This window comes from Pontibacter sp. YIM B11418 (assembly GCF_059278805.1).
The window spans coordinates 198,465-215,074 of record NZ_JCAEMH010000004.1 but is presented as its reverse complement, the minus strand read 5'-3'; the positions used below and the strand labels follow the sequence as shown (position 1 = coordinate 215,074).

Here is a 16,610-nt window from a genome sequence, read left to right as displayed (position 1 = left end):
GTAGAGGATAGAATATTATTATTCTTAAATTAAATCATGCGTTATCGCACACACTATTATATTTTGACAATCTAACCTGGAACCACTAAGCTCAAAAAGTATGATTGAAAACTACAGAAATGATGGAGCTTTTCTTAACAGAATGCTCCACCTGCTAAGTCGAAGGACTGGTAAGCTTCTCCAGCCGCTGCCACTCCTGGCAAGTATACTATGCTTTCTGCTTGCCTTAAACCCCTTATTTGCGCAAAGCAAGCAGGCAATACGTGGCAAAGTAGTGGATGATAGGAATCAGCCGCTTATTGGCCTGACGGTGGTCGTGAAGAACTCAACCACCGGCACGACGACCAATGCAGAAGGTGACTACACCATCACAGCCGCTCCATCTGATGTGCTGGTCTTCTCTTATATAGGTTATCAGGCGAAGGAGGTGCCTGTGGGTAGTCAAACGACGATCAATGTGACCATGGCGACAGATGCCAAAAGTCTTGATGAAGTTGTCGTGGTAGGCTACTCGAGCAGGTCACAGTCAGAACTGGTAAGCTCGGTATCAGTGGTGAGTGGGGAGAAGTTACGGGATGTGACCAGTAACAATACAGCTACGATGTTACAGGGAAAAGCTTCCGGTGTGGTGGTGTCGAGTGCCAGCGGCCAGCCCGGCGAGGCGCCAACCGTGCGCATCCGGGGGACAGGTTCCATTTCTGCCGGGGCGGAGCCGCTGTATGTGGTGGATGGCATCATTGGCGGAACTGCCAATCCAACAGACATTGAATCGATCACTGTGTTGAAGGATGCTGCTGCTACAGGCCTATACGGCTCCAGGGCTGCCAACGGTGTGATTGTAATTACCACGAAGCGGGGTAAGGCCGGTAAAACGCGGGTGTCTTATAACGGCACCACAGGTGTGAGCCGCCGCACGACCGGTAATTTTGAGGTGATGGACGGGCAGCAGCTGTTTGACTACACCAGCCGGATGTACCAAAACGACTATACCGGCAAGCGGAATAATCACATTGCGACGCTCAGCAAAACAACACCTAACCCAACAGAGGCAGAAATAAATGCTTACCTGTCCTCCAAGAGCTTCCCGGCGACCTATGGAGATTATGTAAAAGGTGTTCTGCCTGCCCAACCGGGAAACACAGACTGGCTGGATGAAGCTTTCAGAACCGGCATTACCAACAACCATCAGCTCTCCGTGTCAGGCGGCTCGGAAAAGACCCGTTTCTACCTTAGTGGAAACTACTTCCAGGAAGAAGGTACGGTCGTGAATACAAGTTATGAACAGACCAACTTCAGAGCAAACATCACCCACGACATCAACCCGGATGTAACAGTCACGGCAAGAGTCAACACGCAGTTTTCAACCAGAAACAATGATCCATCTGGTGCCATCTACCAATCATTCATCAACATGCCCTGGGACAGTCCCTACAACGAGGACGGTACAATCCGGTATGTGGATGCCAGCACGAGTGAGTGGTACGGCCGTGACAGAAGTAATTTCCTGTACACAAGCCAGTATAATTACAACAAACGCAGAGGCCAATCGCTGGATGGGGACCTGAAGCTGGAATATAGGATAACAGACTGGCTCTCGTTTTCTACGACCAACAGGTACAGTGTGGGCAATTCACGCGCTGAGTCCAACAACGATTCGCGTACACCCGGCGGCAAGTCTGTGAATGGCTCCCTGAGCAATACGTATAGCTATAACAATAGCTTCCTGACCTCCAACCTCCTGACTACAAGCAAGCAGTTTGGCCAGCATAATGTGAGGGGAATACTGGGCGCTGAGTATCAGGCTAACTTCAACGATGGCATGAATGCGACAGGACAAGGCATTTTTCCCGGACTGGAGGTGCTGGATGCTGTCGCCAAGCCTGTCACAATTGGGGGTTACAAGTCAGAAAGTAAGTTCATGTCCGGCTTCCTGAATGTGGACTACGATTACGACGGCAGGTACTTTGCCACGGTGTCCTATAGGAGAGACGGCTCTTCCCGCTTCGGTCAGGACAAGCGCTTTGGCGATTTCTACTCCATTGGCGGCGCCTGGTCTCTTTCCAACGAGGATTTCTTTCAGGATCTTGCCAGTACGATCCACCTCTTCAAGGTGCGAAGCAGCTACGGTGTGACTGGTAATGCCAACATCGGCGACTTTGCAGCACTGGATCTCTATCAGTTTAATGTGCAGTATGCCAACCAGCCCGGTGGTTTTCCGCGCCGCCTGGTGAACCCGAACCTGACCTGGGAAAAGGCGCACACCTTTGATGTCGGCCTGGAGGTAGGTTTGTATAGCCGGGTGAATCTCACCGTGGACTTCTACAACAGGACCAACAAGGCTATCCTGCAGGATGTGCCGCTGTCCTCTGCCACGGGCTTCTACTGGCAGACGCAGAACATCGGCTCCGTTAGAAACAAAGGGATTGATATAGAATTAAGCACGCAGAACCTGACAGGGGACTTTACCTGGGAAACAGACTTCAACCTGTCTTTTAACCGCAACAAGGTTTTGGAGTTGTATGGTGGGCAGCCCATAGAACAGGGCAACCAGCGCATTGAGGTAGGGCAGCCGATTGGCTCCTGGTACATGAGAGACTGGAAAGGCGTGGATCCGGCTACGGGGGCTCCGCTGTGGTTACTGAGAAAGTATGATGCGGAAGGCAACTTCGCGAAAGACACCGTGACGACTTCTTATAACAGCGCCACACGGGTATACACCGGTACGGCTGTACCTAAATTTTCCGGAGGTTTCCGCAACACCTTTGCCTATAAAAACTTCACCCTGTCTGCTTTCTTTAATTTTGTATACGGTAACAAGGTATACAACTACAACCGGGAGCTGTTCGATGCAGACGGAGCTTACCCAACCTACAACACGATGGTGTTGCAGGACGGCTGGAGCCGCTGGGAGAAAGAGGGCGACATGGCCACGCATCCGAAAGCGGTCTTGAACGGCAACCTGGCCTCTAACAAAGTCTCGTCGCGTTACCTGGAGGATGGCAGCTACCTGCGTCTGCGCAACATCACCCTATCCTATAATCTGCCGGCCGCCTTTGCTTCTAAGTTGAAGGCAGAAGGGGTGCGGGTGTTTGCCAGCGGTGACAACTTGTGGACATTGACCAATTTCTCAGGTATGGACCCGGAAGTGGATTTGACCACCGGCTCCTCTGTCACAAGATATCCCATCAGCAGGAAGCTCATGATCGGCGTTAACGTTGACTTTTAACCCTTAAACCCAATCAGCCATGAAACTTAGTTTTAGAAAATATATTTTCCCAGCTATGCTTAGCACCCTGGTGCTTGCCGGCTGCTCCGATGATCTGGAAGTTAAGCCTTACGATGGGCTTACGTTTGATCAGACAACCAATACGCCTGAAGGACTCAAAGCTGCTACTATCGGAAACTACAGTTATCTGAAAGACAGCTATTATACCCGCAATTATCACATGCTGACTGAATATGCCAGTGACAACGTGGCGTTGAGCGGCACTACTACGGATCCTTTATTCTACGCCTACAATTACCAGCACCTCACCTCGATGTCCATTACCACAAACTTCTTCCGGAAGGCTTACCAGGCAATATACGGAACAAACGTGGTGATTGAGAAGCTAAAGGAGGGGCAGTCCTCGGAACTCGACCAGATACTGGGCGAGAGCTACTTTCTACGAGCCATGGTGCACTTTGACCTGGTGAATGTTTTCGGACGCCCTTACGCGCAGGATCAGGGGGCGTCGTTGGGAATCATGATTCGGGACAACACCGATATAAACGATCTGCCGCCCCGAAGTACAGTAAAGCAGACGTATGAGTTCATTCTCAGAGACCTGGAGAAGGCGGCGCAACTGATGGGCAGCACCAAGAATAGTAGCTTTGCCTCAAAAGAGGTAGCCTATGCGCTTCTGTCCAGGGTGCACCTCTTTATGGAAAATAACGAGAAGGCGATTGAGTATGCGAACATGGTGATCAACTCCAACCGCTATGCCTTGGTAAGCACGGCTGATCTACCCAAGTATTTCTCGTTCGCCAGCGAAAGCAACAAAGAGACGATTTTCGCCATCAAGCACACCATACAGGATGACAGAGGCTGGGCTTCTCTTGGGTCTATGTATCTGAGCGATGGCATGGGGTACGGTGAAATGTATGCCTCAGCCAGTTACCGTAACCTGGTTGATAAATTTCCTGATGACAAGCGCAGAGAGTTTATTGTGCCGGTATACCTGAGAAATGCAGATGGCTCGATCAGAACAGGAGCCGATGGCAAACCATTGCTGGCCGCAAGAAACAGTTATGAGAAGTACTTCATTACAAAATATTCTTATCAGGAGGGTGTGGTTACGTTGAGCTCTCCGGTATACCTGCGTCTGGCAGAAATGTACCTCAACCGCGCGGAGGCCAATGCCAAGCTGGGGAACCAGGCTGCTGCGTTGGAGGATGTAAACCTGATCAGGCAACGGGCTGGCTTATCAGGCGATGCCCTTTTCTCCCCTTCTAACATGATGGGCTATACCAGTGTGTTGGACGTAGTCCTGGATGAGCGCCGACTGGAGCTGGCTTGGGAAGCGCATCGAAAGTTTGATGTGTTCCGCAATAATCGCACGATGGTTCGCAACTACCCAGGAACACACCTGCCTTCCGGGCAAACAACCCAGGAAATACCTTATACACATCCACGGGTCGTGTTCTTTATTCCGGAAGAGGAGATCATACTGAATCCTAACCTGGTTCAAAATCCATAGCCTAGGCGGCGGTAAAAGAATCTTTCGTTAAAGTTGCTTCGGACGGAAGATGTGCCTCGTTCAGGACTTTAAGCAGCGGGCAATCTTGTATTTGTATCTGAAATATCAAAATGGGGTGTTAGAAAGGTCAGAAGGGTGGCGTGATAAAATAAACTCAGAGACCCCTGACTTTCGAAAGCCGCCAGGTTTTTCCTCCTGGGTGAAGCGTCTCAGCCTGTTTGCGCGCATGGTGTTTACTGGCATAGGAAGATTTCTGAGTTGGAGCGATGGAATTGTGGGCGCATGCGATGTAGAAAGGGTGGGCATTGACACAGCAAAGAGATAGGCGGCACCTTTCATGAGCCTGTCACGCTTTTGAATGCGACTAAGGAACCTTCATCACCATTGAGTACCCTATTAGTTAGCAAATAAGCCCTTAAATTAGCGATTTAAGGGCTTATTTGTTTTTAGCCCTACCTGAATTTTACATTTTCTCTCCTTTCTGAGGCAGCCAATTCGGGCACCCGAATTGATGTGCAACCAGCTGGCTGTAAGCAAGATGTACTGTGTTTTTACATCTTGTGCAGCCTTCGGTTGATTGTTAAATTCAAGTATAAAAGGAGGAGTTGTATGGACACTAAGATCAGTATCCTGTTCTACGGCAGGAAAGCCGACAACCTTTTGCCGATCTACCTGCGCGTTACGCTGCAGGGTAGGCGGCTGGAGCTGAGCACCCAACGCTACATCTCGCCCGAACGATGGTAGGCCGAGGCCCGGAGCGTGAACGCCTACCTGGACACCTTGCGGGCAAAGGCTTATGATCACCACCGGAAGCTGCTTGAAAGCCTGCGGACCTACTATATTTTTTAATTCTAAGCTGTGAGAAGCGGAATTTTCATAGTGTTATACCACTAACCATGCAATAACCTCAAGCTCTATATGTCTTCACGTTTTCTTGATATTTCTTTGCACACATTCTCGCAGCGTTATTCTGTATAATCAACGTGTAGGTTGACTGAAATTGTCAACAAATCAACTAATATGTTTACTTATTAAAAATAATAGTATACTTTTATGTTTACTATAGCACGGTATGTGTAAACCAATATATTTACTTTATTCAAGAAAAGTAAACTAATATATTTACCTTCATCAAGTAACAGTAAACAAATATGTTGATTAATTAAGGTGTTTATGCGAAATAAAAAGAAATTACTGCTGGAGCAATTGGATCGAAAAATTGCTCCTTTAAAGGTTTTGACTAAGACTCCAGTCCCGGAACAAGGTTGGATTCACGCTATTCGGGTCGCACTTAACATGACTTTAGAGCAGTTAGGTCATAAGCTGGGCAAGACAAAGCAAGGCATCAAAAAGATAGAGGAAAGAGAAGCTACAGGTACCGTCTCCCTAAACGTGTTGAAGCAGGTAGCTGAAGCGCTTGACATGCAGCTCGTGTACGGCTTTGTGCCTAAGCAAGGGTCAATGGAGAAGTTGGTCGATCAACGAGCACAGCAACTAGCCAGAAAGATCGTCCTAAGAACAAGTCAGCACATGAAGCTGGAGAACCAGGGAAATAGCGATGACCGGATCCGGCAGGCAATCGAAGAGCTAGCTGAAGAACTTAAACGTGAAATGAAGGGCACGTTATGGGATTAGAATATGCCTACCTGGATGGCCAGACTCCTTTAGATGAAGAAGAGAAAGAAGGACTGCTACTCAAAACGATCACCTCACACGGGGAACTGGACGAATTCGAACAGCTAAACATTGAAAAGGCAATCGCCTGGACCATGAACACCAGGTTTAAGAAGGATGCCATATTGACTGAGAAGTTTATCAGAACGCTGCACAAACGCATGTTTGACGATGTCTGGAAGTGGGCAGGTGAGTTCAGGAGATCTGAGAAAAACATTGGGGTGGCTTGGGTTACAATAGGTATGGAGCTCAGGTACCTGCTAGACGACACCGCCTATTGGATCAATAATAAAACGTATCCCCAAGACGAGATAGCGATCCGCTTCAAGCACCGGCTGGTCAATATCCACTGTTTCCCAAACGGGAACGGGCGGCATTCACGCATCATGGCAGACATCATCATGGAGTCCATCTTTGGTGAAGATGCCTTCACATGGAACAGATCCAACATGGTGAAGGCGGATGCTACGCGCAAAGCCTACATTGCCGCCATTCGAGCCGGCGATAAAGGCGATATAGCGCCGCTGCTTCAGTTTGCGAAAAGCTGAGCCTTATGCGGGAAGGTATTGGGAGCAGGAGATAGTAACTGGGCATGGGCTCTTTCTTCCCTAAGATTGTATACCGGAAGTAGGGTAATTAACTTTTACTTTCTCAGCTTGATGTTTGTGAAATAAAGCAGTAGATTTGATTAAAGAAAACACTAGAATCCTCAGGAGGAGGCAAATTCGGGTGACTGCTGAATTTTAGAGTTATAAGTAACTGATAATAAATGTGTTGTGACTTGGGTTCAAGTCCTTGCAACAGCCGTTTCGTCTGCCGCGGCTTAGCCACCAGCAGTTCATTTACATCTTCATGGCCCTGGTAGGTGGAGAAGAGATATCCCGGCAGTTCAACTCTGATCGGAGCAGCCGCTAAAAGTTGTAAGGGTGTCTTTCAGGAAGATCAGCAAGTTTATGCCCTTATTGCTTATACTGGTTGCGGAGTCAGGCACCCCTGTTCTAGGGTATAAATGTGTAAACAGGGAGCGACTTACTTGAGTATAATCCATCAGTACCTATCAGCAAGCCCAGGTTTCTGTCAGCGGTTGCGTATTTATTGATAGGCACATTCCCGTTGAACTTCGACACGCTGCTCCAGCTATCTGCCAGTGGGTCATACCTGAAAAAAGTTCTGTACAACTCACGGGTATCTATCGTCGCAAAAACCCCTATTTCCCCGAGTCCTACGTATCCTACGCCATCTACTGAAAAACCTGTGAAGCCGGTGTAGCCATTGCCGGGATAGTCTGATTTTCTTGTCCAGCTGTTTGAACGGACATCGTAGGCCCAGTTCTCTTTGTTGGTGCGGTTCCGTTCGTTTCCCCCAACAATGTGCAGCTGTGGTCCCACCATAAAGCTTGCACAGCCACTTCTGCCGAACTGCGGAAAATCAGCAAGTTGCTTCCACTGCTTTGTCCGCAGATCATAGGACCACAAGTCGTTCTTAAGTTTCAGGGCACCAATTGACCAGCTTGGGGGAAGATCGTGGCCCAGGCCAAAATACAGCTTGTCTTCAAAGACCCCTGACACTGCACTGACTCTCGCCGCAGCAGGAATGTCACCTTCTTGGCTCCAGCTGTCATTCAGGATATTATAAACCAGGTGCTTGGCGGTCGTTTCGCCTGAAAGATTTCCATTGAATTCTTCCCCTCCCAGAAAGTGAACGTGTGGATGCTTCACTACGATAGCAGGGCTTTTCAAGAACCACTGGGGACCGAATGGGGTCAGATTAACCTTATGACCTGTCTTGTAGTTTTGTTTGAAAAACTCAGTTTTACCGGATTTGAACTGAAGGGCGTACACCCAGTCACCATACGCGAAAGTTGTAGTGGAATGCCAATTATTGAAAGGAAGGTCTAGCACTCTGACCCACTTTCCTGGCAACAAAGTGATTTTCTCTTTATAGGTTATCAGAACATCATCAATCTGAATGGATAACGTGTAGCTGCCAGCCAGCAGGTCTTGGGGCAGTTCTGCCTGGAAAACGCTTCCGGCAGGACTCTTATAGCGAGCACCTACCTGAAGGGGGTATTGGTCGAGGTAAATGGCGAGGTGCTGGTCCGGGTTTAGGTCCTTTAGGTTTGTTGAGATAGTTAGTGGGGAAAGGTTGCTGATTTGCGTGGAAGATACCCCCGTAATGGCAGGCGTCACGGGTTTGAAGGCCTGGGTCTGCGAATAAACCGTATGATTCTTTAACTGTGAAAAAGCCCTGATGTGGTAAGTTTTGCCGGTATCAGGGCTGGAATAAACATAGGAGTAAGAGATGGATTCTCTGGCAGTCCCAACCTCTATCACCTTTCCTCTTTCCAATGTCGGTGTCTCGAACTCTGAAATGATGAAGCCGTACCTGATCTCCTGATCAGAAGTGGTCTCCATTTTGGCTTCCAGGGCTAAATCAGCGATGTGCAGCATTTCTGCTTTTTCCAGTGTCACTGACACCTGTGTTTTGACGGGGAGTATGTCTGCTTCCTTTTGGCATGCGGCGAGGAGCAAAAAAGTCAAGACAGGTATAATTATGCGGATGTAGTACATCAGAGTATCAGCGTTGAATGATGATCTTTTGCGCATGCATCTGATTGGCATGAGTCAGTCGTAAAATGTAGAGTCCTGGTTTTATGGGACTTATGTCGAATGTATTCCTGGAGCTGTCCTCCGGTCGTATTGATCTGCGAAACAGCATGCGGCCATCAGTTGCAATCAGCTCTAAGATGGCGGGGGATTTTTCTAAAAACAGCAAATCGATTGTTAAGGCATCGTCAGCTGGTGCCGGATAAACCTGTACTGCTTCACGCAGGCTGGGAGCAGCAACTTTCTGGGCTTTAACGCTCCAAACGGCTTGCTTACCATCCTCTGCCTCGACCGTTAGCTTTGCATCCGTGGAGAAGTCGTGCGCATGACCGGGAGGACTGAGAATCTTCGCTCCGGGTGACAAGACCAGGTGTTCTATCGTTTGGTGCCAGTCTGCAGACTGGGCTAAGCTCACCGCAATGACTCTGTCAATATCGTTGATCCTGCTGGGGCCGAGCTGGTCCTTCAGGCTGATATCCAGAATGCTGTTCTCACCGCGCAGCTTTCTGCTGACATGAAGGCTCCAGTTACTTTTTTCTCCGTTCTCTGCCGTAATGAGCAATTGCCGGGGCTGTGAAAAGTCGCTTATTTGAAGTGGGTCAGGCGAAACGGTAGCAAAGTCTGATGCCTTGAAATCGGATAACCTTAGATTACCCGGATCTACGTCATTTGCGACAAGAACATCTACTCTTTTATGGAGGCTGTCAATCAGCACATGGAGCTGCCCCGGGAATTCAACAAGCTCGATCGCGTTTTCGGTGCCAAAAGTCTTTTTAACCTGTAGTGTCCACTGCTGCTCCTTGCCTGAATGACTGATCACTGTCACTTTCTGAGGGTGATTAAAATTGGCAGATAGACTCAAGGGCGCTTTAAGGCTGGCACCTTCGGACACATATAGTTTGGGGTTGAGACGCGCTAAGTTCGATCCAGGGCCAACAAAAGCAGTCACTACCTTGTTTTCATGATTAATACCGGCTGATGAAATCTGCCCATCTACAAGGAAGCTCAGCACATTGGCGTGGTTCTGCGCTGCCATCAGTTCATCGATGGTGAGCTTTACCAATACATAATTCCTATTCGGGGGAATGTCAAGGATCGTACCGCCGACCTTAAAACTGTTTTTGACCCGTGATTCCAGTAATAAGTAAAGCGCCTTGTCCTTTTTGCTGTACAGCAGGGAGGAATTGGATAAGCTGTTACTTGAAGAGGCTGGAAGCTTTTTGGTGATATTCAATTCACTGTCAAGCAAAAGGAAACGAAAGTCACGTTCCGTTAGCATTTCCCCATCGAAGGGTGCTTTATCTGTGTCAAAATTGGCCGGTGGCCCCGAGATCAGGGCCAACAGGGCGTTTTCATGGATGCGCTGAATATCAAAGTTTCCAAACACTCTGTATTTTTGCTGGTAAAGCTCATTCCAATAGAAGAATTCTTTCTCTCTAACAACATCTCCATAGAGATCCGTTATCCTGATTTTATTGTGGGTGTCATAAGATCCCCGGACAGGATCACGATAACTTGAATGCCCCGCCTGGATCAGGAAGGGTTCGCTCAGGTGCGTGCTGCCGTGCATATCAGTTGCAAAGGATTTATGCTTGAGGGGTTCTCCCTGGTGATTCAGGTGCTGCCAATAAGGGGTTGTGGTGGCAGATTGAAAATAGGAAAGACGGTCACTCAGCGGAACAAGCGTGCCAGCACCGCCAATGTATAAGTTTTTTAGTACTTGCTCCTCTCCGGTTTCTGCATCCAAGGCACAGAAGAAAACAGTAGGCACCAGGTCCCTGTCGCGGGTGGCAAGGGTGTTCAACGCCGTTTTGTCAGAATTCAGAAAAAGGGCGTAAGCGCCGACGTGGTAAAGGGTGTTGGTGTGGGGATCGAATCTTAATTCAGCGGTGTGTATGTGATAGTTATAGGTATTATACACTGTGGACCAATTGTATTCCCCATCCTTACTTATTTTGAAGGTCAGTACATTTGTAGCATAACTGTTGGAGGGCGTGCCCTCGGGAGTCTTTCCAATAGGGAAAGTGCCGTTCATTGCTTTTAGATCGAAGCCATTAGTGCCCGCAAAAATGAGGATACCGTAAAAATTTCCGGATGGATCCAGCGTGAAATTTATGACCTGGTCACTTTGCCCGGCAGGATAGCTAAAATTGATATCCCATAGGATGACCCCATCGGAATTCATTTTGGTGATAGACCCGGAGTTACTGTTTGACGGATGTGTGTTGACCAGATAGATGTTTCCGTCAAGGTCCGTTTTTACAGTAACCTGACTGTCATAGCCGTTCTTCGGAAAGACTTTGACCCATTCCACCTTTTGGGCGGCGACTGGGCATGAAAGCAGTAGAAGAGGCATTAAAAACGTATAAATCCGGCGCATGGCTCAGGAACGATGAGGATTAAGAGCAAATTTGCTGTAATTTCTATATAAAGATATCAAAATATTTATCTGGTACGGAAGGTATTCACAACGGTTGCAGTCTTTGATTTATAAAGAAGGTCACCTTGACTTAGGAGATCTTCACTATTTGATCTGAAAAGCATATAGAAGGAACAGTGCTCGCAGTCACTGGAAAAACTCCGCTGTTGCATGTGTCACGGTCACTGTAATTTCTGTAGGAGGCTATAAAGTCTCGGGACTACTTTGAAATCAAATTAAATGTAAAAGTTTAGGTACGTGAATGAAAACAGTATGTAAACTAAGAATATGCTGCTGAATATCAGTTCGATGAAGGATAAGGCAATTAGGCTGACAGAGAATGGAAAGCCCCTCATGTTCTTTTGAAGGACATACTGGAAAGGGATCTGTTCTATGATGAAGAGGCTTGGATGCCCTCCCTGGAGGCGCTTGCACAGGCACCCGGGATAAAGTATGTTAAAATCAGAAAGTATGTGGAAGAAGTATACCTTGACCTTGTGCTGGACTCAAGTACTTGCGCGCCTTCGCAGATGCATGGCCTGACTTCGTGCAAGCGCCGCCTGCACAAACCGGTTTGGCGCTCCCGGCAACGATAGAAGACAGATTTGTGCAAGCGTTCCTTGCACAAATCACCTGGTACCACCACGTGACGTTCCTGGAAAAGGACAAGAACGAGGCCGTGTATGGACAATATTTTATCTCTTGCCAGAAGACAGGCCCCCATGACCCACAGACTCCTGCTTTCTGACTCCATTATAATGATTTGCCAGTTCTGGCAGAGGCAGACCAGGTAGTTTTCTATGCCTTGGTTTTAGCGGCAATTGGTGGTGCCTTATGCTGGGCGAGTGCAGCCCCGCCGGTCCACAAGGTCTCCATTTCCTCCAGCGACTTGTTCTTCGTCTCCGGCACCATCTTCCAGACAAACAGCAGCGACAGCACGCTCATCACCCCATAAAAGCCGTAGGTGAAAGCCCCGCTGAACTCCATCATGGAAGGGTAGGTAGAGGAGATAAAGTAGTTGGCCGCCCACTGCGCCGCAACAGCCACGGCCACGGCTTTGCCCCGGATCCTGTTCGGGAAAATCTCGGAGATAAGCACCCAGCAAATTGGTCCCCACGACATCATAAAGGATGCCGTGTAGAGGATGATGAACACGAGCGTACTGATACCGATCACCTCGAAATAGGAGAGCCCCGCAATGGCGAACATACCAATGGCCATCCCGACCGAACCCACCATCAGCAAAGGTTTTCTGCCCCATTTGTCTACGGTAAGTATAGCCACTACGGTGAAGATCACGTTTATCACACCCATCACCACGGTTTGCAACATCGAGGCATCCTTGCCGGCGCCCATGCTTTCGAAGATCCTCGGGGCATAGTACAGCGCCACGTTAATGCCCACAAACTGCTGGAAAACCGAAAGCAGAATCCCGATTACAATCACCGTTTTGCCATATGACAAGAGTTTGCCGGAATGGTGCTCCACCGTATTTTTGATCTCTGCCAGAATAAGGCTGGCGCGTGAGGGGCCGTTTACTTTTGTCAGGATCTGCAGGGCCTCGCTGTCCCGGCCTGCCATGCTCAGGTAGCGCGGCGACTCGGGCACGAAAAAGAGCAACACCCCAAACAAGCCGGCAGGTATAGCCTCTGATAAAAACATCCTGCGCCAGCCCACTTCGTTGAGCCACTCGGGCGACTGTCCGCTGGCAATGCCCCAGTTGACAAAGTAGACCACCAGCATCCCGAAGATGATGGCAAACTGGTTGAGTGACACCAGGCGGCCGCGCAGGTTAGCCGGCGCAATCTCCCCGATGTATACGGGGCAAACCGCAGAAGCCAGTCCAACGCCTATGCCGCCGATGATGCGGTAGAAGTTGAACATGTACAACAGACCCATGGTCGGCTCGCCCTGGTTAAAGAACAAAAACTCAGGATAGGCAGAGCCCAGCGCCGAGAGAAAAAACAGGACTGCCGCCAGGATCAGTGTCTTTTTTCTGCCGATGCCAGAAGAGAAGAACCCTGAAATGGCACCTCCGATGATACACCCAATCAAGGCGCTGGAAATAGTCGCCCCGTGTACCCAGGTGCTCAGTCCCTGGCTCGTGATCAGGTACTGCTGTACTGATTTCTCGGCCCCTGATATCACGGCCGTATCGTAGCCAAAGAGGAGACCGCCCAGGGTGGCAATTAACGTGATGCCGGCGATGTAGGGGAGGTTCTGCTCCGCCGCCGCTGTTTCGTTCTTTATCATAAGGAAGTGAGTAAGGGGTTGATGTTTAGCTCCCAGCTTTTTAGATAAAGCGGTTGATCAGGTTCTCCAGGTACTCCTGGCGGCCGCTTCTCACTTCGGGCTCCCCGTGCACAATGGCGTAGTCGCGCAGCTCTTCCAGCGTCAGCTTGCCTGCTTCGTATTCCTGGCCTTTGCCGCTGTCAAAGGAGGCGTAGCGCTCTTTCCGGATCTTCCTGTAGTCGGAGTTTTGCAGGATGTTGTCGGCCGTGATCAGGGCGCGGGCGAAGGTATCGGCACCCCCGATGTGAGCGTAGAACAGGTCGGCTGGATCAGTAGAATTTCTGCGGATCTTGGCGTCGAAGTTGATGCCACCGCCTTTCAGACCACCAGCCTCCAGGAACACCAGCATAGCCTCTGTCAGTTCGTTGATGTTGTTCGGGAACTGATCCGTGTCCCAGCCGTTCTGGTAGTCGCCGCGGTTGGCGTCGATAGAGCCCAGCATACCGGCATCGGCAGCTACCTGCAGCTCGTGCTGGAAGGTATGACCGGCCAGCGTCGCGTGGTTCACTTCGATGTTCAGTTTAAAATCGCCCAACAGGTCGTACTGGTGCAGGAAGCCGATCACCGTGGCGGCGTCGTAGTCGTACTGGTGCTTGGTCGGCTCCATCGGTTTCGGCTCGATGAAGAAAGTGCCTTTGAAGCCCTGGCTGCGGGCATAGTCCTTGGCCGTGTGCAGGAAGCGGGCAAAGTGCTCCTGCTCGCGCTTCATGTCCGTGTTGAGCAGGGTCATGTAGCCTTCGCGGCCACCCCAGAACACGTAGTTCTCGCCGTTCAGGGCAATGGTAGCGTCCAAAGCGGCTTTCACCTGCGCGGCCGCATGCGTGAGCACATGGAAATCGGGGTTGGTGGAGGCACCATTCATGTAGCGGCTGTGCGAGAAGACGTTGGCCGTGCCCCACAGGAGCTTGATACCTGTCTCCTGCTGCTTCTGCTGGGCATATTCCACCATGGTCTGCAGACGGTGCTCGTTCTCCAGAATGTCGTTGCCATAGTCCACCACATCCACATCATGGAAACAGTAGTAAGGCAGCCCCAGCTTGGTGATGAACTCAAAAGCGGCGTCCATTTTGTCTTTGGCTCTGCCAATCACGTCGTCCTGCTTGTTCCACGCAAACCTGAGTGTAGGTCCGCCAAAAGGGTCGGAGCCATCCGCGTTGAAAGAGTGCCAGTAGGCCACCGCGAAACACATGTGCTCTTTCAACGTTTTGCCCGCCACCACGCGGTTCTCGTCGTACCAGCGGTAGGCCAGTGGGTTGTCCGACTCCAGTCCTTCGAATTTGATCTTGTCGATGCCTTTGAAATATTCGGTTTGGGGTAAGGTATGGTTTGCCATAAGGTATGGGGTTAGCTTATTTGCAATTAAGATTATGCGTCGTTCAGGTGTTTTTCGAGCAGGGCTTTCCATTCCTGGTACACCGGCTCATACTGGTTGACCGCTTTGGGCTCCACAATCCGCAGACTTTTACTATTGGTGAAGGCCTCTTTCTCGGAGGCGAATGCTTTCACCCCAATGCCAGCACCCAGGGCAGCACCTATACTGCCATCGTTCAGGTACAGCTCTACAGGTACATGGGTAGCGTTCACAAAAGCCTGAGTAAAGGAATCGCTTAGGAAGAGGTTTGCCTGCCCTGCCCGGATGATGCTTGGGTTCATGCCGTTCTCGCGCATAATATCCAGTCCGTAACGGAAAGCAAAGGCTATACCTTCCTGCACCGCCCGGAACATATGGGCTTTTGTGTGGAGATTTAAATCAATGCTGTGGAAGTGTGTGCCTACGATCTTGTTGTTAAGCATCCGCTCTGCTCCATTCCCGAAAGGAATCACCCTCAGGCCGTTGCTGCCGACAGGTATAGCCGCGGCCATTTCATTCATATCGGCATAGCTTATACCTGGCCCGGCCATATTTTTCATCCAGCGGTTCAGACTACCCGTGCCGTTGATGCATAGCAGCATACCCAACCTTTTCTGGGAGTCGGTGTAGTTGACGTGGGCAAAGGTGTTCACCCGGGACTGCGGATCGTAGAGTAGCTTGTCGCTCACGCCATAGATTACACCCGATGTGCCAGCCGTAGCGGCCACCTCGCCGGGCTGCAACACATTCAGCGATAGGGCATTGTTCGGCTGGTCACCTGACTTGTAGGTCACCGGTATACCTGCTTTCAGGCCAAGTTCATTGGCTATGTGTTGCTGCACGCTGCCGTGTTCTGAAAAAACAGGATGAATGGCAGGTATAAGCCTGCTGTCGAAATTATAGTAACCGAGCACATCGGTGGAAAGGCTGTTTTCCAAGAAGTCCCAGAATACCCCTTCTGACAAAGCTGAGACACTGGTCGTAACTTCGCCGGTGAGTCGCATGGCCACGAAGTCGCCCGGCAGCATGATTTTGTCGATGTTGTAGTACAGTTCCGGCTCGTTGGCCTTCACCCAGGCCAGTTTGGAGGCCGTGAAGTTGCCCGGTGAATTGAGCAGTCTGGATAGGCTTCGTTCTTCGCCGATTGTCTTGAATGCCTTGTTGCCAATCTCCACAGCACGGCTGTCGCACCAGATGATGGCGTTGCGAAGAGCCTGCTGTGCTTCGTTTACCACCACGAGGCCGTGCATCTGGTAGGCTATACCTATCGCGCCGATATCCTTGGGGTTATACCTGTTTGTTGCATTCACCTTCAGGATAGCGGCTTTAGCGTGTTCCCACCACATATCCGGTGCTTGTTCAGCCCAGCCGGCTTTCGGGGCCAGGATGTCCGACTCATCTTCCGGGTGCTGGGCCGATGCCAGGCACTCCTGTGTCTGGGCATCCACCACAGAAACCTTGATCGAAGAAGTGCCTACGTCTATACCTAATAGGAGCATAAAATAGTTTTAAACTGCTTAAAGGTGATT

At 49.9% G+C, this 16,610-nt stretch carries 12 protein-coding genes; 7 read left to right on the top strand and 5 right to left on the bottom strand.

What is annotated here, in order from left to right; translation table 11 throughout:
* Positions 1–100 precede the first annotated feature (100 nt).
* The 5 genes from AC4QZR_RS11385 (at position 101) to AC4QZR_RS11365 (ending at position 6,961) form a co-directional block, all read left to right on the top strand.
* Positions 101–3,226 (top strand): SusC/RagA family TonB-linked outer membrane protein, encoded by a 3,126-nt coding sequence (locus AC4QZR_RS11385; protein WP_494481031.1) that lies wholly within the window; start codon positions 101–103, stop codon positions 3,224–3,226.
* 55 nt (positions 3,227–3,281) lie between these two features.
* Complete coding sequence (locus AC4QZR_RS11380) at positions 3,282–4,739, top strand: RagB/SusD family nutrient uptake outer membrane protein (RefSeq protein WP_494481030.1); 1,458 nt, start codon at positions 3,282–3,284, stop codon at positions 4,737–4,739.
* A 609-nt stretch (positions 4,740–5,348) separates the two neighbouring features.
* Positions 5,349–5,483 carry an Arm DNA-binding domain-containing protein gene (locus AC4QZR_RS11375; RefSeq protein ID WP_494481029.1) on the top strand — a complete coding sequence of 45 codons (135 nt, stop codon included), beginning with the start codon at positions 5,349–5,351 and terminating at the stop codon, positions 5,481–5,483.
* A 429-nt stretch (positions 5,484–5,912) separates the two neighbouring features.
* The gene (locus AC4QZR_RS11370) at positions 5,913–6,374 is read left to right on the top strand and encodes a mobile mystery protein A (protein WP_220627772.1); all 462 of its coding nucleotides are present in this window, start codon (positions 5,913–5,915) and stop codon (positions 6,372–6,374) included.
* Complete coding sequence (locus tag AC4QZR_RS11365; RefSeq protein ID WP_494481028.1) at positions 6,365–6,961, top strand: mobile mystery protein B; 597 nt, start codon at positions 6,365–6,367, stop codon at positions 6,959–6,961. Before AC4QZR_RS11370 ends, AC4QZR_RS11365 begins: the two co-directional genes overlap by 10 nt.
* Positions 6,962–7,411: 450 nt before the next feature.
* On the opposite strand, the gene AC4QZR_RS11360 is transcribed toward AC4QZR_RS11365, so the two are convergent.
* A complete protein-coding gene (locus AC4QZR_RS11360) occupies positions 7,412–8,983 on the bottom strand; it encodes a Kelch repeat-containing protein (protein ID WP_494481027.1) in 1,572 nt (523 codons plus the stop codon).
* Between the two features lie 7 nt (positions 8,984–8,990).
* A complete protein-coding gene (locus tag AC4QZR_RS11355; protein WP_494481026.1) occupies positions 8,991–11,399 on the bottom strand; it encodes an SGBP N-terminal domain-containing protein in 2,409 nt (802 codons plus the stop codon).
* 401 nt (positions 11,400–11,800) lie between these two features.
* Between AC4QZR_RS11355 and AC4QZR_RS11350 the strand changes: the two genes are divergently transcribed.
* Both AC4QZR_RS11350 and AC4QZR_RS11345 read left to right on the top strand, forming a co-directional pair.
* Positions 11,801–12,034, top strand: a complete 234-nt coding sequence (locus tag AC4QZR_RS11350; protein ID WP_494481025.1) for a hypothetical protein — start codon at positions 11,801–11,803, stop codon at positions 12,032–12,034.
* A gap of 11 nt (positions 12,035–12,045) precedes the next feature.
* A complete protein-coding gene (locus AC4QZR_RS11345; RefSeq protein ID WP_494481024.1) occupies positions 12,046–12,186 on the top strand; it encodes a hypothetical protein in 141 nt (46 codons plus the stop codon).
* A 50-nt stretch (positions 12,187–12,236) separates the two neighbouring features.
* Here AC4QZR_RS11345 and xylE read toward each other — a convergent pair whose 3' ends face one another.
* From xylE to AC4QZR_RS11330, 3 genes are read right to left on the bottom strand one after another with little or no spacing between them, the layout of a single operon-like run.
* Positions 12,237–13,691, bottom strand: a complete 1,455-nt coding sequence (gene xylE, locus AC4QZR_RS11340) for a D-xylose transporter XylE (protein ID WP_494481023.1) — start codon at positions 13,689–13,691, stop codon at positions 12,237–12,239.
* A gap of 40 nt (positions 13,692–13,731) precedes the next feature.
* Positions 13,732–15,063, bottom strand: a complete 1,332-nt coding sequence (gene xylA, locus AC4QZR_RS11335; RefSeq protein WP_494481022.1) for a xylose isomerase — start codon at positions 15,061–15,063, stop codon at positions 13,732–13,734.
* Positions 15,064–15,095: 32 nt separating this feature from the next.
* A complete protein-coding gene (locus AC4QZR_RS11330; protein WP_494481021.1) occupies positions 15,096–16,580 on the bottom strand; it encodes a xylulokinase in 1,485 nt (494 codons plus the stop codon).
* Between the last annotated feature and the right edge of the window lie 30 nt (positions 16,581–16,610).